Origin of the sequence: Filimonas zeae (genome assembly GCF_014641615.1) — a bacterium.
GTDB lineage: Bacteria > Bacteroidota > Bacteroidia > Chitinophagales > Chitinophagaceae > Filimonas > Filimonas zeae.
Genome location: NZ_BMIB01000004.1, coordinates 15,796 through 37,621 on the forward strand (window position 1 = coordinate 15,796; position 21,826 = coordinate 37,621).

Genomic DNA, 21,826 nt, shown 5'->3' on the forward strand with positions numbered 1-21,826 from the left:
ATGAAAGAGATAGCTAAGGTATCCTTACAAAACGAAATGGATCTGATTCTCTCCCACCGCCGCTCTATGAAGCTGGCTGAGCTGGCAGGTCTGTCTCTTTCAGCACAAACCACTTTTGCCACAGCTGTATCAGAGGTTGCGAGGGATGTTATTGATAATGGTATTAATGGCTATCTGGTTTTGGGTATTTATACCGCCACGCCTCAGAAATCAGTAGCCGCTTATATTTACGACAGTCGTACCAATTTAAGCCTGCAGGCACCAGCGCTGCAAAACGCCCGTAAACTGGTAAACCGTTTTCAGTATACCGGCACTCCGGAAGCTTCGTGCATTGAAATGTATTATCACTTACCCACAGTGGTTCGCCAGCTGGACCAGAAGATAACAGAATGGCAGGAGCAGTTTAATTATGACGCCCCCATTTCTCCCTACGATGAAATTAAACGCAAAAACGAGCAGTTACAGGAACTGGCCGACCGGCTGAAAGCCAGCGAAAACCAATACCGGGTACTTACCAATGCCCTGCCGTTAATAATATTTACCCTTAACAGGAAAGGCAGTATTGTATACGCCAATAACTGGATGCATACCTATACAGGATTTACGCCTGACCAGATTAACACTGCTAACTGGAAACAAGTGCTACATCCGGAAGACTACTCCTCTTTTTACTCGCTGCTGGGTGATATTGTAACCACACAGGCAGGTAACCTTAAACTGCAATGCCGCATACGCGAAGCACACAGCGGCAGCTATATATGGCACCAGGTGTTTGTAGCGCCTTTGCAGGAGGTACACCGGCCCGATGATTATTTTATCGGATACATAGTAGACATACACGCTCAGAAAGAGTTTGAGCAGGCTTCGCGCGATAATACGGAGCTGAAAGCCACCCAGCAACGTTTAAAAGAAAATGAACTGGAGCTGACTCAGAAAATTCACCAACTGAACCGCAGCAATAACGATCTGGAGCAGTTTGCTTATATAGCCAGTCATGATTTACAGGAGCCGGTGCGGAAGATGATTTTTTACAGTGATTATTTCAGCAAACAATACGCACACCTTACCGATAACAAGGGTAGCATTTACCTGGAAAACATGCTACAGGCATCGCACCGTATGCGTAATCTGATTAACGACCTGCTCTCCTATTCTAAAATACGCAAGGAAGTCACTTCTTTTGAACAGGTATCTTTACAAAAAGCAGCAGGCATTGCCCTACAGGATCTGGAACTGACAATTAAAGAAAAGCAAGCGAAAGTAACCGTAGATGTCCTTCCTGTTATTGAAGGAGATTTTAGCCAGCTGACACAGGTATTTCAGAATATTGTTTCCAATGCCCTGAAATACAGCAAAGAGCAGGAACCGCTACAGCTACATATTTATCCGGAAACAGACAACACAGGCATGGTACACCTGCATTTTAAAGACAATGGAATTGGCTTTGATACCCGGTATTTGCCCAAAATGTTTACCCTTTTTCAACGTTTGCACGGAAAAGATGAATATGAAGGCACGGGTTTTGGTCTTGCTATTTGCAAAAAAATTGTTGATTTGCATAACGGAGTAATAGACGCTGTGAGTGAGCCGGGTAAAGGCGCCGACTTTATAGTTTCGTTACCTGAAACACAAAACAAAAAACAGTAGCGCAATGTCATCAGCCATTAAAATACTGCTAGCAGACGATGATAAAGAGGATCAGCTGATATTATCAGATGCGTTTGAGCAAATTGGAATTACGAATGTTGTTCACTTTGTTGACAATGGGGAGAACGCCCTACGGCATCTGGAACAATGTTACGTGGAAAATGCATTACCCCAACTGATTATACTGGATTTGAATATGCCACGTATGAATGGTACCCAAACCCTACGCCTGGCCAAAAAAGACGAGCGTTTTAAGCATATCCCTATTATCATTTACTCCACCTCGCTCAATAACATTGAGAAAGATGAGTGTATACGGCTGGGAGCTCACTCCTATATTATTAAGCCGCTTACGTTTAGCGAATACGTAAAATCGGCACAGTATTTCTATAATCTTTGTAGCACCAATTAAAAAAGTCCATAGCGAAAAAGTAAATCACCTTTTCACTATGGACCATGTATAGTGCGGCTTGCTACTATTGCCCTACCAGAAACACGGCATTGCTGAACAGCAGTTTACCACCTTCCCAGAAATGACGAAACAGCGGATCATCTGCCAGGTATACAACTGAGCCACGCCCCATATCCTGAACACCAAACACCAGCCCATCTTTTATTTTAGGCTTCAGTTTGCTACCCACAAACCCCGATACATAGCTTTCCTTCTTTAACACGCCTACGTTCCAGCCATCTTTCAGAAAGTTGTATACGGTAGGGTCTTGTTTCAGCGTATAATAATCGCTGCCATAGCCATAAGCCAGCGGATGGGTATCATCCATTTCTACTTTAAAAATAGCACCTGGTATAGCATTGGGCATCCAGTCTCTTTCCCGGTTGCTGAATTTCCGTAGGTTGGCATAGTCATCTTTTTTATCGCCTTCCTTCTCCTCCTCTTCTTTGCTCTTAATGCCCCATTCGCCATCGGCCAGTTTAGAAACGGCCCCTTCCATGGCTATTATTTTTCCACCTTCGCGTACAAAGGTTTTCAGTTTATTGTTCACCTCTTTATCGTTCAGTGCGCGGTAGTAACCATCAGGCAAAATCAGTACATCTATATGCTTCAGGTTAATATCGGCCAGGTCTGCTGCATTCAACAGGGTTACCGGATAATCCAGTACCTGATCAAAGAAGCCCCATACTTCGCCGGCGCCCAGAGAAGAGGTTTGCTCACCGGTAAGTACCGCTACTTTGGGTGCATGAATAAAACCAATATCAGATGAGCCAAAATCAGCCCCTTTATCTACAAAGCCTGTTTCTACTGCTTCCGGTTGCAGGTTAAAGCGGCGGCATACATTGTTGGTTACCGTATTCCATTCCGGAATATTGCCGCCCTTCAGTACAATCAGCGTCCCCCTTGCATATTCACGCCCTTTGAAGGAAAAAGGTAAACGGCTGAAACGCACTTTTACCTTATTGCTCAGCAGCGATGCCAGTACTTTAGCACCCGTAAGTGAGTTATAAGGAATAAGCAGGCCATAGGCAGAGTTAACCGGTTTAAAAGCGGTGTCTGTGGCAGGCGGAGTGTTTTCAACCGCCAGGCGTTCTTTTACCGCATAGCCTTTTACGTTGTATACGTAAGGAATAGACCAGGCAGTAATATCGTAAGTAACAGAATCACTTAACGCACTCACCGGTTCAAACAACACTTTCAGCATATTACCCTGCGGCTGGTAAGCGCTGATGGCCAGGTGTACCCCTTCATCTTTAAAGCTTTCATCTTTACCGGTAAAGTAATTCCAGCCACGGAAGGTTTTGTTGTTTAATACGCCATACTGAATGCCATGTAACTGCAGTAACTTTTTTACACCTGCCAGTTGTCCGGGCGTATTGGCGGTAAGCACATAAGTTTTGTATACCGCGTTTTTACCGGCATTACCGTTATCGAAAAACCTTTTAAACTCAGACAACAGTTTTTTATGCTGACCGGCTGATACTTCTATGGTAGATAAACCGGTGGTGTAATGGTGCGCCACCCTATCTGTAAGGGTGAGCGTATCCCCGTCCCGCTTTACTACCGCCAGGCCGCCACGGCTATGGCCCCCCTGCTCGAACGTCATACCAATAGAACCATTATACATAGGATAAGTATCCCCGTAGGAAGGATAAAACAGATCGAAGCGCTCATGTGTAAAGTACAACCAGCCTTCGCGGTCAAAGTAGCTGGCATTGTTACGGCCAATCAGCACCTGAAAATCGCGCTGCCATGGTGTAATTGCTTCATGAAAAGGCTCTGCGGCAGGTGCAAAATAATAGGGATCGTTATAACCCTGCTCGTGAAAATCTACATGCACCTGGGGCAACCATCTGTTATACAGTGTTACACGGTATTGCGATTCCTGCTGTGTTTGCCATGCCCAATCGCGGTTAAGATCAAAGTTATAGTGGTTGCTTCTGCCACCTGGCCATGGTTCATCATGCTCTCTGGCTTCGGGGTTGGCATTGTATCTTTTACCCACCATGCTGTTGAACCAGTTTACATAGCGGTCGCGGCCATCGGGGTTTAAGCAGGGGTCAATAACCACCAGCGTATGCTCCAGCCATTGTTTGGTTTGTTTGTTATCGGGATTTACCAATGCATACAAGGTTTGCATGGCCGCTTCGGAAGAGGAAGGCTCGTTACCATGTACGTTATAGCTGAGCCATACCACTGCCGGCAGCCCGGTGGTATCTGCCGCTTTATCTTTCAACCGGCCGGCCATGCGCAGGTTGTTCAACCGTATTTCTTCCAGTTGCTGCAACTGTGCAGGTAACCCTACATACGCCACCATTAACTCGCGGTGCTCGTAGGTTTCGCCATATTTTTCGGTTTTAACCATATCGGGCCGGGCAGCAGCTACTGCCTTACAATAATTAACCACCTGGTAGTGTGGGGTAAAACGGCTGCCCAATGGGTAGCCTAAAAACTGTTCCGGAGAGGGAACCTGCTGTGCAGCCGCTGAAACTGCCACAGCCATAAAAGCCAGCCAAAAGATGTATTTTCTCATGCTACGAATGTAATAATGTATGAAGAAAAGCGCGCACTATTTCGCGGTATACCGGAATAATTACCGGTGTACCGGAGATTTATATATTTATAAAGCAATGTTTGCCCAACTTTAGGGTGGCAAGCTTAGTATTCAGCCATTAAAATGGTACATTATGAATAGTATCAGTTACTTTCTGGGCGGTATATTCCTTACGTTATGGGCTGCTGACGTGCGGGCCCAAACCTCCAAAGCGCCGTTTAATCCTTATCATTATACCATTACCAAAAACGGGCAGTTTAACAAAGCAGCAGTAGCCAGTGGCCACCCGCTGGCCAGTGAAGCCGGAGTGTATGTTATGCGGCAGGGGGGTAATGCTTTTGATGCTGCCATTGCCACGCAGCTGGTACTGGCAGTAGTATACCCCGGAGCCGGTAACCTGGGGGGTGGCGGCTTTTTAATAGCCCGCAAAACCGATGGTAAACTGGTGGGGCTGGATTACCGGGAGGCGGCACCGGCAGCGGCCCACCGCAATATGTACCTGAATACCGCCGGCAATGCACAAACCCAGCTATCGCAAAACGGCCGTATGGCTGCCGGTATACCCGGTACTGTTGCGGGTTTGTTTGCCACGGCACAGCATGCCCGGCTACCTGTTGCCCGCCTTATACAACCAGCTATAGATCTGGCAGAGCAGGGCTTTGTAATTACCGCAAAAGAAGCTGCCGCCCTCAACAGCCATAAAAATGATTTTATCCAATACAACAGCGTTCCACCTGTGTTTGTAAAAGCTACTGCCTGGAAAGCAGGCGACACACTGGTACAAAAAGAACTGGCCGCTACCCTGCGCCGCATACAGCAGCAGGGCGCGCCTGGTTTTTATGAAGGAGAAACTGCGGCCCTATTGGTAGCTGAAATGCAAAAGGGCAATGGCATTATTACCCTGGAAGATTTACGCCATTATACCGTTAAAGAACGCACCCCACTGGAATTTGATTACAAAGGCCATCATGTTATCGGCTTCCCCCCACCTAGCAGCGGCGGCATTATATTATGGCAGGTAATGAAAATGATTGAACAGTATCCGTTGGCACAATATGGCTTTCAATCGGCCCAGGCCGTGCAGCTGATGATAGAAGCGGAACGCAGGGCCTTTGCCGACCGGGCCGCACACATGGGCGATCCTGATTTTTACAAAGTGCCGGTACAGGCACTTACCAGCAGTACCTACCTGCAACAACGCATGAGCAGCTTTACGCCCGGCAAAGCCACACGCAGCAGTGCTATCACCGAAAGCCGTTTTACAGAAAGCGAAGAAACCACCCATATAAGCATTTACGATGCAGAAGGCAATATGGTAAGCGTTACCACCACCCTTAACGGCAGTTACGGCAGCAAAACAGTAGTAGCAGGCGCCGGCTTTTTATTGAACAATGAGATGGACGACTTTAGTATTAAACCCGGCGTGCCTAATAAGTACGGGGCAGTAGGTGGCGAAGCCAATGCCATACAACCCGGCAAACGCATGCTTAGCAGTATGTGCCCCGTACTGGTAACCCGCCATAACAAACCTTATATTATAGCAGGTACGCCAGGCGGCACCACTATACCTACTTCTGTATTTCAGACACTGGTAAATATGATAGACTTTAGAATGAGTGCAGCAGACGCGGTAAACAAACCCAAATTTCACCACCAGTGGCTGCCGGATGAAGTGTATGTAGAAAAAAGCTTTTCGCCCATAGTAAAGCAGCAGCTGGAAAAAATGGGATATACGGTAACAGAGCGGGCGGCAATAGGCAGAACTGAAGTAATTTGCACCAACGGCAAACAGATTACCGCCGCTGCCGATAGCCGTGGGGACGACAGCATTGCCGGTTTTTAAATACATGACCCGTTAAACGGATTTGTTATGGAAGCTACTTTTTTGAAAGATGTAATTAAGCGATTCAGAAATTATAAAGAGCTGGGCGATAAAACCCTGGTGCAACTGGAGGAAAAGGATTTGTTTTTCTGCCCTTCACCCGCCAGCAACAGCATAGCCATTATTATACAACATATGTATGGCAATATGATGAGCCGCTGGACTAACTTTTTAACAGAGGATGGCGAAAAGCATTGGCGCAGGCGGGATAATGAGTTTACAGCTATGCAGCTAAGCCGCGCAGACCTGTTATCGTTCTGGGAGGCAGGCTGGAAGTGCCTGCTGGAAACACTGGAAAGCCTGCAACCGGAAGACCTGGACAAAACCATATACATACGCACAGAACCGCTTACAGCTTACGATGCCATTCTGCGCCAGCTGGCACATTACCCTTACCATGTAGGGCAGATTATTACCATTGCCCGCATGCTGAAAGATGAGCAATGGCAAAGCCTGAGCATAGCCAAAGGCGAAAGCAACGCTTTTAATGAAAGTATGGGAATGAAATAAGTATGCAGGACACTTTTCCTATACATACCGATGATAAGCCTGGCCGCACATTGCGTATGAACGGCCGGGACTATCTCTTCTTTTCAGGCTATGCCTATCTGGGCATGAACCATGTACCTGCGTTTACTGATCTGGTAAAAGAGGGCATCGAAAAATACGGACTGTCTTTCCCTTCTTCCCGTATATCCAATACCCGGCTTTCTTTATTTGAAGCAATGGAGCAGTTGCTCAGCAGCATAACAAACCAGCAGGCTACGGTGTGTATGGCCTCAGGTTTTAGCGCCGGTACGCTGGCCAACACTTTGCTTTCGCCTGCGGTGCTGGCTGCACCAGGTACCCACCCGGCTGTTTATAAAGGTGTTTCCCCTCTACCAGATGAAAGCAGCTGGCAGGTTGCTGTGCACACAGCAGCAGGAAAAGCCCCTACCGCTTTTGTAGCAGATGCAGTGAATATATTCCAACCCGGTATACGGGATTTCAGTTTTCTGAAAGGGCTGGATTCCGTTACAGCACTTATTGATGATTCGCATGGTATAGGTATTACGGGCATTGATGGCAGTGGTGTAACAGGCACATTGCCGCATGGGCCTGCTTATATTATTACCTATAGTTTGTCCAAAGCCTTTAACCTGGTGGGGGGCGCCATTAGTTGCAGCCAGGAGCAAGCCAGTCAATTAAGAAGCCTTCCGGAGTATACTGCCGCCACCTCCCTTTCGCCTGCTTATGTATATGCTTTTATACAAGGCCAACCGCTTTATCAGCAGCAGCGCAAACAATTGCTGCATAACATGCAGCTGTTTGCACAAATGACAGCCTCTATACCCGGTATACTGCACCACCCGCAGCTGCCTGTGTTTGTATTACCAGATACAGTAAGTGAGCAGCTGCTGCTGGAGCGGCATATAATTATATCATCCTTTGCCTACCCTACACCAGAGAGTAAAAAAATAAAGCGCGTTGTAATTAACGCGCTTCATACAGAGCAGGATTTGCAGCAGCTGGCTACTACCCTGCATCAGCTTTCAGGTTCCTGATTATTTATCACCGTAAATTTCCACCGCTGTTTCTCCGTTGGCTTTAATATACCCGCGGTACATGCCTTTGGTATTAAAGGGCATGGCAATATTGCCTTTATTGTCTACTGCTATTAATCCACCATCACCGCCCATAGCGGGCAGTTGTTTATAAATCATTTCACCCGTAGCCTGCTGTAAGGTTTCATTGGCCAGTTCCATCCGGTCGCTTACACTTTTGGCCATTACCAGCCGTATAAAATACTCACCCCAGCCGGTACAGCTGATGGCGCAGGTGGCGTTACTGGCATACGTTCCCGCACCTATAACCGGTGCATCGCCAATGCGGCCGTATTTTTTATTGGTCATACCGCCTGTGCTGGTAGCAGCCGCCAGGTTGCCTTTGGTATCCAGCGCCACGGCACCTACGGTACCATATTTATAATCGCGGTTGCCGGGTTGTTTCAGCAGCGTGTTAGCACTATCATGGTCCAGCCGGCTTTTAACCGAATCCAGCTGCCGGGCTTTCAGCAATCCCTTCCATCTATCTTCTGTAAAAAAATAAGCAGGGTCTACAATAGTGCACCCATTAGCGGCCGCAAACTTTTCGGCACCCTTACCCGCCATCATTACATGCTCGCTTTTATCCATTACTGCGCGTGCCGCAGTAACGGGGTTTTTAACCGTAGTAATGCCTGCCACCGATCCGGCCTTGCGGGTGCTGCCATCCATAATAGCCGCATCCATTTCATTTTTACCTTCGTTGGTAAAAACAGCGCCTTTACCGGCGTTAAACAGCGGATTGTCTTCCATTACCTTTACTGCCGCTTCCACGGCATCCAGTGCATTGCCGCCCTGTTTCAGTATTTTATTGCCTGCTTCCAGTGCCTCGTTGAGGCCCTTTTTATAAGCAGCCTCTTTCTGTGGGGTCATCTGCTCTTTTAAAATGGTACCGGCACCACCGTGAATAACCAGTACATAGTTGTTGCGGGTACTGGTTGTTTGCGCCTGGCTGCGCATGTATACGAACAAAACCAGCACCAGAAACGTTACCTTTTGGCCTATTGTATATTTCATTTATAAAACCTTTTATCAATTTTATCATTGCTAACCACCATCACACCTCTCCTATCTCCCCGCTTATCATTATTTTTACCACTCAAATCAGGTAGCTTCTGAAGAAATTCCTTAAAATAACCGGTCGTATTCTGTTATCGCTTGTGGCATTTGTGTTGCTGGCCTGGTTGCTGTTACAAACAGAAACGGTGCAGAACATCATTGTTCGCAAGGTAACCGCCCGCCTTTCTAAAGACCTGAAAACAGAAGTACGTATTGACCATGTGAGCCTCACCTTTTTTAACAAAATGAACCTGGAGGGTACACTGGTAAGAGACCTGCATAAAGATACACTGCTGTATGCCGGTAAACTGAAAGTACGTATTACTGACTGGTTTTTCTGGAAAAGCCGCGCAGATTTAAAATATGTGGGGCTGGAAGACGCCGTTATTTACACCAACCGGAAAGACAGTGTATGGAACTACCAGTTTATTGCCGATCATTTTGCCTCATCTGATACCACCAGTAAAAAGAAAAAAGGGGGAGGCCTTGCGCTGAACCTGAAAAAGGTAGACCTGAAGAATGTAAACTACATTAGTAACGACCTGTGGGTGGGCGAGCGTATGCAGGTAAAACTGGGTACCCTGCTGCTGGATGCAGATAAGATTGACTTTGCCCGTGGCACTTACCAGGTAAATGATATAACGGTAGACAAGCCTTATTTTACCATACAGGATTTTGATGGCCTGCGGCCACCTAAAAAAACAGGCGTTGCCGTACCAGATACAGGCATGTATTTTAATGCCGGGGACATACTGGTGCAGGCAGGGCGTATAAAAATTACCAACGGCTTTTTTTCTATAGGCAAGCAAAAGCCCAATTCAGACCCAGGTTGGTTTGATGGGTCTAATATTGTGTTCTCCGATATTAACACGCTTATTACCGGTTACACCTTTATTAAAGATACTATGCGCGCCAATATCAATATTGCCGCAAAAGAAAGATCGGGCCTGGATGTAAAACAGCTGAAAGCACAGTTTCGCTTTACGCCGCAGATTATGGAGTTTGCCAAACTGGACCTGCGTACCAATAAATCGCGCGTGCATAATTACTATGCAATGAAGTATCGTGATTTTAACGATGACATGGGAGAGTATATTGACAGTGTGGTAATGGATGCACGCTTTAACGGTTCGGAAGTACACTCTGATGATATTGCTTATTTTGCCCCCGAACTACGTACCTGGCATAAACAGGTAACCATGAGCGGCCGGTTTAACGGTTCAGTAGCCAACTTTAATGTAAAAGACCTTTTTATACGTGGTGGTGATGCCACTTATCTGTCGGGCGATTTTGCCATGAAGGGATTGCCGGATATAGACAATACCAACATTACGCTTACCAAAGGAACGGTGCAGACCAACTATGCCAATGCCAGCTTCTGGCTGCCGCCCTTGCGGGAAGTAACCTCACCCAACCTGAAAGCGCTGGGCAATGTGTTGTTTAAAGGCGACTACACCGGCACCATTCACCACTTTACCACCACCGGTAATGTAAGTACCAGCCTGGGAGGGTTTTATACCAATACCACGCTGAAGCTGCCCATAAAGGGCGAGCCTGCTTACACCGGCACCTTGGTTACCCAACAGTTTAACCTGGGCCGTTTTATTGATGAGCCGTTGATTGGCAGGGTTAGTTTTAATGGTAAAGTAGCAGGTACCAGCTTTGATCTGGATAAACTGAAAACCACGCTGGACGGCTCGTTCAGCCAGTTTGAGTTTAATAATTATGCTTACAGCGATCTGTTGTTTAACGGCGATATTCAGAAAAAACATTTCAACGGAGAGTTTAAAGCCAACGACCCCAATTTTGACTTTACCAGTCAGATTCAGATTGACCTGAATGATTCTGTACCGCATGTAAACGTACTGGGCGATCTTGCCAAATCGAACCTGAAAGCCCTCCATTTTGCTAACCAGGATTTCCGGCTTACCGGCCTGTTTGACCTTGACTTTTATGGTCTGGATATTGATGCCTTTATGGGATCGGCCAAACTATTAAACGCCAGTCTGGTACACGACAGTACCCGGTTAAGTTTTGACTCGCTGCTGGTAACTGCTAACTACGATACCGCCAACAGAAGGGTGTTAACCGTTAGCAGTAATGAATTTGATGTACGGGTACGCGGCCAGTATAAACTGATGGATTTACCCAACAGCTTTCAGCTGTTTCTGAATAAATATTTCCCTTCTTACTTTAAGGCGCCCGAGGTTACGCCTAAAAACCAGCGTTTCCTGGTTTCGTTACAAACACGCGATTTTGAAAGTTATACCCGGGTTTTAGACCCCAAATTATCGGGGTTGAACAACGCCTTGTTAATAGGAGGTATTAACACGCAGGATTCAGGTGTATTTTACCTGCGAACCGATATTCCGTTTATAAAGTACGACAACTATAAACTGGAGAATGCGCGTATACAGGGCCGTGGTGATTCTATTAAACTGAAGCTTACGGGTGAAGTGGGTAAAGTATTTATAGGTGATAGCCTTTTCTTCCCCAATACCACGCTCAACATTCAATCTGAAAAAGACCATTCCGCCATTGCTATTAAAACCAGCGCCAATAGTACACTCAACAATGCAGAACTGAATGCAGATGTGTATACACTGGAAGATGGGGTGCGTATTAACTTTCAACCTTCTTCGTTTGTAGTGAACGATAAAAACTGGATACTGGAGAAAGAAGGTGAACTGGTTATAAGGCAGAATTTTGCTTCAGCCAGAAACGTGCGCTTTACCCAGGGCTTTCAGGAAATGACGGTGGAAACAGAAGAGGTGGAAGGCACCAATAACAGCACGCTGGTATTAAAGCTGAAAGATGTAAACCTGGGTGACTTTACGCCCCTGTTTACCAAGCAGCCCCGCCTGGAAGGTATCGCCAATGGCAGCATACACATGCACGACTTTTTTGGCAGGTTTAAACTGGAAGGTGATATTAAGGCCGATCAGTTTCGTTTAAATGATGACTCTGTAGGTGTGGTATTACTGAAAGGTGGTTTTAACAGCACTACAGGTATGGCAGACTTCTCGGTTAAATCAGACAATGCCACTTACAAGCTGTCTGCCAGTGGTACCTATAATACCAAAGACTCCTCCGGTGCGCCCATGGAAATTGAAACAGATTTACAGGAGGCTAAGGTTACCATATTAAATCAACTGCTGGAAGGTTTGTTCAGTAACATAACCGGTGTAGCCAGCGGCAAACTGCGCATAAGCGGCAACCCCAATTCGCCACAGCTACTGGGCAGTGTAACCCTGCGTAAAGGTGGGCTGAAGGTGGATTATACACAGGTGTATTATTACATAGACAGCGCCTTTATCCGCTTTGAAGAAGACGGCATTAACTTTGGCCAGTTTGGTGTACGGGATATACGTAATAACCGCGGTATAGTACGCGGCAAACTATATGAACGCGGTTTTAATAACATGCGGTTTGATTTTGACATGAGCACGGTTAAGCTGTTGCTACTGGATACCAGGGCAAAAGACAACCAGCAGTTTTATGGCAGAGCCATAGGTAAGGCTACCCTTAGCCTGAAAGGGCCTATGGATAACATGCGTATGGCTATAACGGGTGAGGTAAATGATACTACACATATTTTCATTCCCAGCTCGGTAAGTAAAGAAACCGCCGATGCTGATTTTATTGTGTTTAAAAGATATGGTACGGAGGTACAGCAGATAAGCAGCAACAGCTCTACCAAACTAAGCATTGATCTGGACCTTACCGCCAACAACCAGGCTACGATAGATGTAATACTGGACGAGCTAACCGGTGATGTTATTACCGCTACCGGTAATGGACGCCTGCAAATAAATGTACCTGCCACAGGCGCCCTGAGCATGAAGGGCCGTTATAACGTGGAAAGCGGTTTATACAATTTCAACTTTCAGTCGTTTATACGCAAACCATTTATACTGTTACCTAACGCAGGCAGCTTTATTGAGTGGAACGGCGACCCTTACAATGCCATATTAAATATAGACGCCCAGTATATAGCAGAACGCGTTACCCTGAATGAGTTACTGAGCAACCAGGCTTTAAACCTAAGTACCAACAAAGGCTCGCTGATGGGCTACCGTGGTGAGGTGTTTGTAATAGCTGAACTGAGAGGTAAACTGAGCCGCCCGGATATCGGCTTTAAAATAGACTTCCCCCCTAACAGCGTTGTTAAAAATGACAATGACCTGCAACTACTGCTGAACAGGATTGAAAACGAGCCCAATGAAATGCTGAAGCAGGTAACCTACCTGATAGTATTTGGCTCTTTTGCACCCTATGGTGAAGCCCGTACAGGTGCCAATGCAGGTGCTATTGGCTTAAACACCATTTCGGCTGTGGTAACTGCAGAGTTAAACAAGCTGGTTTCTAACTTTCTGTATAAGATTACCGGCGATAAAAGCCTGAATTTTGATGTAGGTACCAGTTATTACAGCAGCGCCAGCCTGTTTGGTAACACGGAAACCGGCAACAGCAAGCTGGACCGGCAGAATATTACCCTTAAAGTAAATAAAAGCCTGCTGGATGGAAAGCTGATAGTAACATTCGGTAGCGATCTGGATTTTAATTTATCTGCCACCCAGGCGGCACAATCCGGTAATTTTCAGTGGCTTCCGGATATACGGGTAGAAATTGTACTATCCCGCGACCGCAAACTGCGCGCAGTAGTGTTTAACAAAAGCAGTATGGATGTAGGCTCTGGTAACGCCGTAGGCATTGGCCGTCGTAACCGCCAAGGTGTGAGTATCAGCTACACCCGTGACTTTGAAAAAATCTTTGGCAACAAGCCTAAACAGCAGAAGGTACCTAAACCTTAAGTTTTTCAAATTCGGCAAGGCCGGTTTGAATATTTTCTAATTCATCTCACTTACGGGGGTATAAAATAACATAATCGCAACCAAAAGCGCGACCGGTTGAATATTATCGAATTTCGGGCACCCTTCAAAAACAAACAACCGTAAGCTTTTCGTTTACTTTGTTAGTCTAAACATACAAATTGCCATGTCTTCGATTTCTATTTTATCCGCGCCAATATCCTTCCTGCAGGAAGAAGGGATAGATGCCCCCGCTATCCATTATCAGCTTACCGCCAGTGAACTTACCCAGGATGCCCTGCAAAGACAGGAAGGTGTATTAAACGATACCGGCGCTTTATGCATTAATACCGGAGAATTTACCGGTCGCAGCCCCAAAGACAAGTTTATAGTAAAAGATAATATTACCAGCGAGGCAGTAAACTGGAACGATTTTAACCAGCCTATAGAAGAATCCGGGTTTTTACAGCTACAGAACGATGTAATTGCGTATCTGAACCAGCGTAGCGAATTATGGGTAAGAGACAGCTATGCCTGCGCCACTCCTGCCTTCCGGCTTAACCTGCGTATAATAACCGAAACCGCTTCGGCCAATTTGTTTGCATCCAATATGTTTTTACGCCCGGCAGAAGACGATCTGGAATTTTTTAAACCGCAGTGGCAGATATTTCATGCGCCCGGTTTTAAAGCCAACCCCAAAATACATGGCACACGCCAGCACAACTTTGCGGTGATTTCTTTTACCCACCAGGTTATTTTAATTGGTGGCACCGGTTATACAGGAGAAATAAAGAAAGGCGTATTTACCGTACTTAACTTTTTACTGCCCAGATTTAAAAATACGCTGAGTATGCACTGTAGCGCCAACAAGGGTAAACAGGGAGATATTGCCTTATTCTTTGGCTTGAGTGGTACCGGTAAAACCACACTGAGTGCCGACCCTGCCCGCAAACTGATAGGTGATGATGAGCATGGCTGGAACCACAACCACATTTTTAATTTTGAAGGCGGCTGTTATGCAAAATGTATAGGACTGGATGAAGAAAAGGAACCAGATATTTTTCACGCCATCAAACCCGGCGCGCTGCTGGAAAACATTGTTTTTTATCCAGGTACAGAGCAGGTAGACTTCTGTAATCTTTCTATTACAGAAAATACCCGCGTAAGCTATCCCCTGCATTATATACCTGGCGCGGTAGAACCCAGTATAGGCAATATACCATCGCATATTTTCTTTTTAACCTGCGATGCGTATGGTGTATTACCGCCTATAAGCAGGCTTACACCTGCCCAGGCAATGTACCAGTTTATAAGTGGCTACACCGCTAAAGTTGCTGGCACAGAAGCAGGTGTTACCGAACCCAAATCTACCTTCAGCGCATGTTTTGGTGCGCCGTTTATTCCGTTACACCCGGCTGTTTATGCTGATATGCTGGGGCAGAAATTAAAAGAGAACGAAGTAACCGTATGGCTGGTAAACACCGGATGGACGGGTGGTGGCTATAGCACCGGCCAGCGCATGCCCTTACGGCATACCAGGGCTATGATAACAGCCGCATTAAATGGCAACCTGGATAATATGCCGTTTGAAAAAATGCCGTTTTTTGGTTTGGATATACCGAAACAATGCCCCGGCGTGCCTACAGAATTATTAAATCCACGCAGCACATGGGCTGATGTAACTGCCTACGATACAGCTGCAAACAAGCTGGCGCAGGAATTCAGAAGCAATTTTGCGAAGTATGCAGACCGTGTTTCTTCTGAAATTTTAGCCGCTTCGCCCTTGGAAGATTGAAATATGTTAACTACATTTAACAACTCAAATTTTCAAAAACTTCTGAAAATTTACGAAAGGCCTCTTCGATTGCTTCGACATACAAAACTCCACCATTCAAGGTGGAGTTTTCATTTTCAGCAGGTTACACATGCAAAAGCAGTCACTTCTTTTTCTCACCAGCCAGCAGGAGATTTTGCACAGAGAACTTCTAAATGTAATCAGCCAACTTCTGATTTCCCCGCCAGGGTTATCGCCCTGCTATAAACAACTTTTAAATGCCACCGGCGGGTTGTAAATTTTCTTCGCAAAGCTGCTTTTTCTCCCCAGAGGGTTTATAATTATCATCCTGCAACTTCTGTTTACCATGCCATAACTTTTTGATGTTATCAAACAACTTCTAAATCATACCAGAAGGTTGTAAATTTTACTCCTAAAGCTGGGCGATACCATTTATAAGTTGTGAAATTCCGCCCGAAAGTTCCTGGATTACATGCTAAAGCTTGCGTATTCCATCCTAAAGTTCTGAGATTACCTCCTGAAGCTGAGAGGCGTTTCCCTAAAGCTGAAAGCTGCTTCCCTAAAGCTTTGGGGTTTCATCTTAAAGCCGGAAGCTGCTTTTTAGAAGCTTATAGATGCAGCCAGCCAGCAGGGCCATGAAACCAGCCATCTGTAAAATGATATCTGCCAGCAGGCCGCCTGGCTTAAAAAACGCGCTGAGAGGGAAGAATAGGCCTTACGCAACCGTTTTTCAGCCGATAAAAGGTTAAAGCGGCTGCGGTAGACACCGCGCCGCTTATGTCCATATCAACCCTATTAAAAAAACAGCGCTACTTGCTGTGGCCCGGCTCCCCGATAACCAGCTACAGCAAATACACAGAACTAAGAATCAGTATTTTATAAAGATTTTCGCAAGCAATTCACAGCAGTAAATTAGATTTGGCTATAATGTTTACTTTGCCAAATCTAGCCCCCGGCTTATCAAAAAAACAGAGCAGTTATACTCATTTTCAACCGGGTATAAACACTCAAATAGGGCTATTTTTGTGCATATAGCATACATACTGCGTTATTAAATATATTACTACTGTTAATGAGTACAAGCAGCAGACCATCCGGGAAGTTTTCTTTCATCTTCTCCATAACATTCTTATGGCTCTGCAGTATATGTACCCTTACCGTTAAGGCACAAAACCAGTACACCCGGGATAGTTCGGTGGTATTTACGTTATTAAGGGAAGGGCAGCATATAGCCGATACCGCCCCCACCCGCGCCTTTACCCTGTATGCACAGGCTTTAGAACACAGCCGGCAAATACAGTTTGTGCCGGGTATGATAGCTGCTTTAACCCAAACCGGTACCTGGTATTTTGGCAGCGATATAGACAAGGCTATTTTGTACGGCAACCAGGCACTACAACTGTACGAGAAACAAGACCTGCGCAATATTAACCTGAAAGCCCCTATTGATCTGTTACTGGCAGAAGCCTATGATGAAAAGGGCAAACATGACTCTTCTGCTTATTTCTTTTACCGGCTAAGTGATGAAATTGAGAGCGGGCATATACAGGACGCGGCTTTTGAAATTAAAACTTACATAAAGCTGATTGTATTCTGGGGGCATTTAAACTACGAACCCGAATCTATAAAGTATACTTCGCAGCAATATGTGCAAAAAGCGGTGGCTATTGCTTCGCGGTTACCTGAAAATGACTATAACCGATATAATATCCATTTCCTGCAGGGCTTATACTACCATAGTATTAAGCAGTTCGATTCGGCCAGGTATTGTTTTGAAGAATACCTGGTAAAACGGAAGGGCCTGAATTTGCCCCGCCGTATATCTACCCTGCTTAATATAGCCGATACGTATCTGATGCAGAACCGGCCGGTTGAAGCGTTGGGGTATATTGAAAAAGTGCGCGACCTGCGTAACAATCCGGACTATAAAGTATCGCTGGCTTTTTTTCTGGGCGCGGCAGACTTTATGCGTGCCAGCGCCTTTTTTCAGCAGCATAAATACCCGGAATGTATAACGCTGCTGCAGGATTACCTATCGGATGTAAACGGGCATGGCAAATTGCGAAGGCCCGATGTAGTAGAAGCCCACCGCATGCTGAGTGAGTGCTACGAAAACCTGGGGCAGTATAAAAAGGCGCTGGAGCATAATAAAATTCATATACGCTTACACGATAGCCTGGTACAGAAAGACAAGCTGGAAATGATTAACCGGCTGGAAATGCGCTTTCGCATTGCCCAGAAAGATAAAGAGCTGGCCGTGCAGCAACTTACGCTTACCGAGGCACAGAACAACGTACGCCGAAAGAACTTCTGGATAGGTATTATATCTGTAATAGCCGCGGGGCTGGCTGCCATATTTATTTTATGGCAACGCAACAGCCTGCACAAGCAACGGCTGCAACAGGAAAAAATAAATGGCTTTCAGCAACAGATGGAAATTACCCGCCTGAACGCTACTATTTCCGGTGAAGAACAGGAGCGTAAAAGACTGGCGCGTGAGCTGCACGATGGCATTGGCGGCATACTGGCAGCTGCCCGTATTAATTTTGAACTGGCAGGCAGAAAGCAGGAAATACGGGAAGAGCGCGATTTTTCCGGTGGTTTAAAACTGCTGGAAGAAGCCTCTGTTGAGTTGCGGAAAACAGCGCATAACATGCTGCCCGATGTACTGGAAAACAAAGGCCTGTTGCAAGCCATCCGCTCGTTCTGTTACAAAATGGGCCACAACGCCAGTACTGAATTTATTTTTCAGCATTATGGCACGGAGAAACGATTCAACACTATTTTTGAGCTGGGAGTTTACCGTGTTGTTCAGGAGCTGATACATAACATACTGAAACATGCACAGGCAGCGCACGCTGTAGTGCAGATGGAGTATACAGATAATGGCCTTACTATAACCATTGAAGATGATGGCATAGGCATGCCTGAAAGCAATACGGAAAAGCCCCATGGTATTGGGCTTACCAATATTTACCACCGGGTAAGAAGCATTGGTGGCACTGTTGATATACAAAGCAGCGCCCATCAGGGCACCAGCATTTACCTGGAGTTTGAAACGGCCCCCGAACTAACAAACAGCATATGATTAAAGTTGCCATTACCGATGATCAGGCCATTGTACGCTATGGCGTGGGTAGAATACTGGAAGAAGAGCAGGGTATTGTGGTTACAGGTGTTTATACGGGTGGCGATAGTCTGCTTGCCGGGTTAACACAAAGCCAGCCGGATGTACTGCTGCTGGATATTCAGATGCCCGGAAAAAACGGAATAGAGCTGGCCGGTATTATCAGCAAACAATATCCCTTTGTACACATTATAGCGCTTACCAATATAGACTCGCCCGAGCAGGCCAGAGATATGTTGCAACAAGGTTGCCTGGGCTATTTATTAAAAGATACGGAACCACGTGTACTGGTAGAAGCTATTAAAACGGTAAACAGAGGTGAGCAGTTTATTTACGATGAACTGAAGAAGCAGTTACTGAATCTGCTTTCGCAAAACCAGGACAATATTATTACCCGCCGCGAAAAAGAAGTACTGCATTTAATAGTGGAAGGCTTTACCAATCAGCAGATTGCCGATCAGCTATTTCTTAGCCTGCGTACAGTAGAAAACCATCGCAACAGGCTGCTGCAGAAGCTGGGTGTAAAAAATACTGCAGCGCTGGTAAAACTGGCGCTGCAGAAAAAATTGGTACAGTAGTTAAAGGGCTTAAAACAAGCCGAACAGCATACCATCTACTTTACTGATGATATCGCCCAGGTCTTCTTCCTTTTCTACAAATTTGTTTTTATCAACATCAATTACCAGCACCGGGCCTTCATTGTAGCTGTCAATCCATTTGTTGTATAAATCGTTCAGCTTTTTAAGATAGTCCAGCCGTATGTTTTCTTCGTATTCCCTGCCGCGCTTCTGAATCTGCCCTACCAGGGTGGGTACAGAAGCCTTCAGGTAAATCAACAAATCTGGCGGCTGCACCATGGATTTGAGCGTTTGAAAAAAGTCGTAATAATTCTCGAAATCCCGCTTGCTCATCAACCCCATTTCGTGCAGGTTGGGCGCAAAAATATTGGCATCCTCGTAAATGGTTCTGTCCTGAATTACGGTTTCGGTACCACGATGAATTTCCAGCAACTGTGTAAGCCTGCTGTTTAAAAAGTATATCTGCAGGTTAAAACTCCACCTGGGCATGTCTTCATAAAAGTCCATCAGGTACGGATTATGATCCACATCCTCAAACTGGGGAATCCACCGGTAGTGTTTACTGAGAATTTCGGTAAGTGTAGTTTTACCGGCACCGATATTGCCGGCAACTGCCACGTGTTTGGGTTTGTTGGTTTTAACCATTCAGGGAATGATTTACTGTTGAAAAGATGTGGTTGCAAAAGGTCATACACGCATTAGCAAATTCCGCGCCGTTACAGGTAATTAACCCCAACTGCATTGCGTACGGCATCCAGCGTAGCTGCCGCACTTACCCTTGCCTTTTCAGCACCGTTTTTCATAATACGCGCCAAGTATTCCTTATCCGCCTGCATTGCAGCGGCCTTTTCGCGAATAGGCGACATAAACTTCACCATATCTTCCGCCAGTTGCTTTTTCATATCGCCGTAACGGATGCTGCAACCATTAAACGCTGCTTCGTAGTGCTGCAGTACATCTTCTGTACTAACCAGCTTCATCAGCGTAAACATATTTTCAATATAATCCGGCTTCTGCGAATCGGGCTCCGTAGGGCCGCTATCCGTTTTGGCTTTCATTATTTTTTTTCTGATCAGGTCATCATCATCCGCCAGGTACAGGGTAGCCATCTGGTTTTCGCTCTTGCTCATTTTCCCGGTACCGTCCAGGCTCATAATTTTTACCAGCTGCGTGCCGTAGTTAAACGCATGCGGTGCAGGAAACACATCGCCATAACGGTGGTTAAAACGCTCGGCAAAATTGCGGGCCATTTCAATATGCTGCTCCTGATCTTTACCTACCGGAACTTTTACCGCGCGATGTACCAGAATATCCGCTGCCATTAATACCGGATAAGTCAATAAACCTGCGTTTACATTTTCCGGGTTCAGGCGCACTTTATCTTTAAACGTGGTGGTCTTTTCCAGCTCACCTTTATAAGCCAGCATATTTAAATACAGGTACAACTCAGAAATTTCGCGTACATCGCTCTGCACATATAACGCTACTTTTTCGGGGTCCAGGCCGCATGCAATGTTTTCTGCAATTACGCGGTGTACACTGTTTTTCAGTTCTTTGGTATCGGGGTGTGTAGTGAGGCTATGCCAGTCGGCCACAAAAAAATAACATTCATACTCATCCTGCATGCGAACATAGTTGCGCATAGCGCCAAAATAATTGCCCAGGTGTAAAAAGCCTGTAGGGCGAATACCGCTTAATACTACTTCCTTACTCATAGGGCGCGAAGATAGAATGTTATTTGAATTTCTGATTTTTCCATTAACTTTTACGCCGTTATGATTCGTTTTACTGCTACCATACATCAGTTTGAAGAAAAAGGAGACAAAACCGGCTGGACCTATATTGAAATTCCGGCCGATCTGGCACAGGAACTGAAACCCGGCAATAAAAAAGCCTTTCGGGTGAAGGGCAGGCTGGATAAGTATGCTTACGCCGGATTAAGCCTGGTGCCTATGGGCGGAGGCAACTTTATACTGGCTTTAAACGCTGAAATACGAAAAGGTATTCGTAAGAAAAAAGGCGCCATGCTGGAAGTGCAAATAGCAGAAGATAAAACCTTTGCCATAGTAATGCCGGAAGATTTGCAGGAATGCCTGGCAGATGAGCCGAAAGCGCAGGAGGCTTTTGAAAAGCTTGCCCCATCGCACCGCAACTATTACATTAAATGGATTGACAGCGCCAAAACGGAAGCTACCCGCACCAAACGCATTGTTATGACGGTGGAAGCCTTGCGCAATAATATGTCGTACGGTGAAATGCTGCGGGCCGAAAGCGAAAAGCGGAAGGCATAAAAATGTAAATCACCGATATTTGCAGTATTGAGTAACGAATAACGAAAG

At 45.8% G+C, this 21,826-nt stretch carries 14 protein-coding genes; 10 read left to right on the forward strand and 4 right to left on the reverse strand.

All coding sequences use genetic code 11. From position 1 onward, the window contains the following. Both IEY13_RS18845 and IEY13_RS18850 read left to right on the forward strand, forming a co-directional pair. Window positions 1–1,647, forward strand: a complete 1,647-nt coding sequence (locus IEY13_RS18845) for an ATP-binding protein (RefSeq protein WP_188955088.1) — start codon at window positions 1–3, stop codon at window positions 1,645–1,647. A gap of 4 nt (window positions 1,648–1,651) precedes the next feature. Continuing rightward, window positions 1,652–2,059 (forward strand): response regulator, encoded by a 408-nt coding sequence (locus IEY13_RS18850; RefSeq protein ID WP_188955090.1) that lies wholly within the window; start codon window positions 1,652–1,654, stop codon window positions 2,057–2,059. Window positions 2,060–2,123: 64 nt separating this feature from the next. Here IEY13_RS18850 and IEY13_RS18855 read toward each other — a convergent pair whose 3' ends face one another. Beyond that, on the reverse strand, window positions 2,124–4,631 hold the full coding sequence (locus IEY13_RS18855) for a M14 family metallopeptidase (protein ID WP_188955092.1): 2,508 nt from the start codon (window positions 4,629–4,631) through the stop codon (window positions 2,124–2,126). A 154-nt stretch (window positions 4,632–4,785) separates the two neighbouring features. On the opposite strand from IEY13_RS18855, the gene ggt reads away from it, so the two are divergent. Genes ggt through IEY13_RS18870 form a run of 3 tightly spaced genes read left to right on the forward strand, consistent with a single transcriptional unit; the run spans window position 4,786 to window position 8,078 of the window. Further along, on the forward strand, window positions 4,786–6,495 hold the full coding sequence (ggt, locus tag IEY13_RS18860) for a gamma-glutamyltransferase (RefSeq protein WP_188955094.1): 1,710 nt from the start codon (window positions 4,786–4,788) through the stop codon (window positions 6,493–6,495). Between the two features lie 27 nt (window positions 6,496–6,522). Continuing rightward, entirely contained in the window at window positions 6,523–7,044 is a 522-nt protein-coding gene (locus IEY13_RS18865) for a DUF1572 family protein (RefSeq protein ID WP_188955096.1), read from the forward strand. Window positions 7,045–7,046: 2 nt separating this feature from the next. Further along, window positions 7,047–8,078, forward strand: a complete 1,032-nt coding sequence (locus IEY13_RS18870; protein WP_188955097.1) for an aminotransferase class I/II-fold pyridoxal phosphate-dependent enzyme — start codon at window positions 7,047–7,049, stop codon at window positions 8,076–8,078. On the opposite strand, the gene IEY13_RS18875 is transcribed toward IEY13_RS18870, so the two are convergent. Next, window positions 8,079–9,134: an isoaspartyl peptidase/L-asparaginase family protein gene (locus IEY13_RS18875; protein WP_188955099.1), complete on the reverse strand. Its 1,056-nt coding sequence runs from the start codon at window positions 9,132–9,134 to the stop codon at window positions 8,079–8,081. A 143-nt stretch (window positions 9,135–9,277) separates the two neighbouring features. Between IEY13_RS18875 and IEY13_RS18880 the strand changes: the two genes are divergently transcribed. The 4 genes from IEY13_RS18880 to IEY13_RS18895 all read left to right on the forward strand — a co-directional run bounded on the left by IEY13_RS18880 (window position 9,278) and on the right by IEY13_RS18895 (window position 19,487). Beyond that, window positions 9,278–13,990, forward strand: a complete 4,713-nt coding sequence (locus IEY13_RS18880) for a translocation/assembly module TamB domain-containing protein (RefSeq protein WP_188955104.1) — start codon at window positions 9,278–9,280, stop codon at window positions 13,988–13,990. 184 nt (window positions 13,991–14,174) lie between these two features. After that, window positions 14,175–15,782, forward strand: a complete 1,608-nt coding sequence (pckA, locus tag IEY13_RS18885) for a phosphoenolpyruvate carboxykinase (ATP) (protein ID WP_188955106.1) — start codon at window positions 14,175–14,177, stop codon at window positions 15,780–15,782. A gap of 1,072 nt (window positions 15,783–16,854) precedes the next feature. After that, entirely contained in the window at window positions 16,855–18,870 is a 2,016-nt protein-coding gene (locus IEY13_RS18890; protein ID WP_188955108.1) for a tetratricopeptide repeat-containing sensor histidine kinase, read from the forward strand. Then, on the forward strand, window positions 18,867–19,487 hold the full coding sequence (locus IEY13_RS18895) for a response regulator transcription factor (protein WP_188955111.1): 621 nt from the start codon (window positions 18,867–18,869) through the stop codon (window positions 19,485–19,487). The genes IEY13_RS18890 and IEY13_RS18895 overlap by 4 nt, the downstream gene beginning before the upstream one ends. Before the next feature lie 9 nt (window positions 19,488–19,496). On the opposite strand, the gene IEY13_RS18900 is transcribed toward IEY13_RS18895, so the two are convergent. Further along, window positions 19,497–20,132 (reverse strand): deoxynucleoside kinase, encoded by a 636-nt coding sequence (locus IEY13_RS18900; protein WP_188955113.1) that lies wholly within the window; start codon window positions 20,130–20,132, stop codon window positions 19,497–19,499. Window positions 20,133–20,203: 71 nt separating this feature from the next. After that, the gene (gene trpS / locus IEY13_RS18905) at window positions 20,204–21,202 is read right to left on the reverse strand and encodes a tryptophan--tRNA ligase (protein WP_188955115.1); all 999 of its coding nucleotides are present in this window, start codon (window positions 21,200–21,202) and stop codon (window positions 20,204–20,206) included. 60 nt (window positions 21,203–21,262) lie between these two features. Here trpS and IEY13_RS18910 point away from each other — a divergent pair, with 60 nt between their 5' ends. Next, window positions 21,263–21,778, forward strand: a complete 516-nt coding sequence (locus tag IEY13_RS18910; RefSeq protein ID WP_188955117.1) for a YdeI/OmpD-associated family protein — start codon at window positions 21,263–21,265, stop codon at window positions 21,776–21,778. The last annotated feature ends 48 nt before the right edge of the window (window positions 21,779–21,826 follow it).

Excerpts from the sequence above, each read along its gene's own strand:
- pckA (WP_188955106.1), top strand. The coding sequence starts at position 14,175 with ATGTCTTCGATTTCTATTTTATCCGCGCCAATATCCTTCCTGCAGGAA.
- IEY13_RS18895 (WP_188955111.1), top strand. The coding sequence starts at position 18,867 with ATGATTAAAGTTGCCATTACCGATGATCAGGCCATTGTACGCTATGGC.
- IEY13_RS18900 (WP_188955113.1), bottom strand. The coding sequence starts at position 20,132 with ATGGTTAAAACCAACAAACCCAAACACGTGGCAGTTGCCGGCAATATC.
- IEY13_RS18845 (WP_188955088.1), top strand. The coding sequence starts at position 1 with ATGAAAGAGATAGCTAAGGTATCCTTACAAAACGAAATGGATCTGATT.
- IEY13_RS18875 (WP_188955099.1), bottom strand. The coding sequence starts at position 9,134 with ATGAAATATACAATAGGCCAAAAGGTAACGTTTCTGGTGCTGGTTTTG.
- IEY13_RS18855 (WP_188955092.1), bottom strand. The coding sequence starts at position 4,631 with ATGAGAAAATACATCTTTTGGCTGGCTTTTATGGCTGTGGCAGTTTCA.
- ggt (WP_188955094.1), top strand. The coding sequence starts at position 4,786 with ATGAATAGTATCAGTTACTTTCTGGGCGGTATATTCCTTACGTTATGG.
- IEY13_RS18890 (WP_188955108.1), top strand. The coding sequence starts at position 16,855 with ATGAGTACAAGCAGCAGACCATCCGGGAAGTTTTCTTTCATCTTCTCC.
- trpS (WP_188955115.1), bottom strand. The coding sequence starts at position 21,202 with ATGAGTAAGGAAGTAGTATTAAGCGGTATTCGCCCTACAGGCTTTTTA.
- IEY13_RS18850 (WP_188955090.1), top strand. The coding sequence starts at position 1,652 with ATGTCATCAGCCATTAAAATACTGCTAGCAGACGATGATAAAGAGGAT.
- IEY13_RS18910 (WP_188955117.1), top strand. The coding sequence starts at position 21,263 with ATGATTCGTTTTACTGCTACCATACATCAGTTTGAAGAAAAAGGAGAC.
- IEY13_RS18865 (WP_188955096.1), top strand. The coding sequence starts at position 6,523 with ATGGAAGCTACTTTTTTGAAAGATGTAATTAAGCGATTCAGAAATTAT.
- IEY13_RS18870 (WP_188955097.1), top strand. The coding sequence starts at position 7,047 with ATGCAGGACACTTTTCCTATACATACCGATGATAAGCCTGGCCGCACA.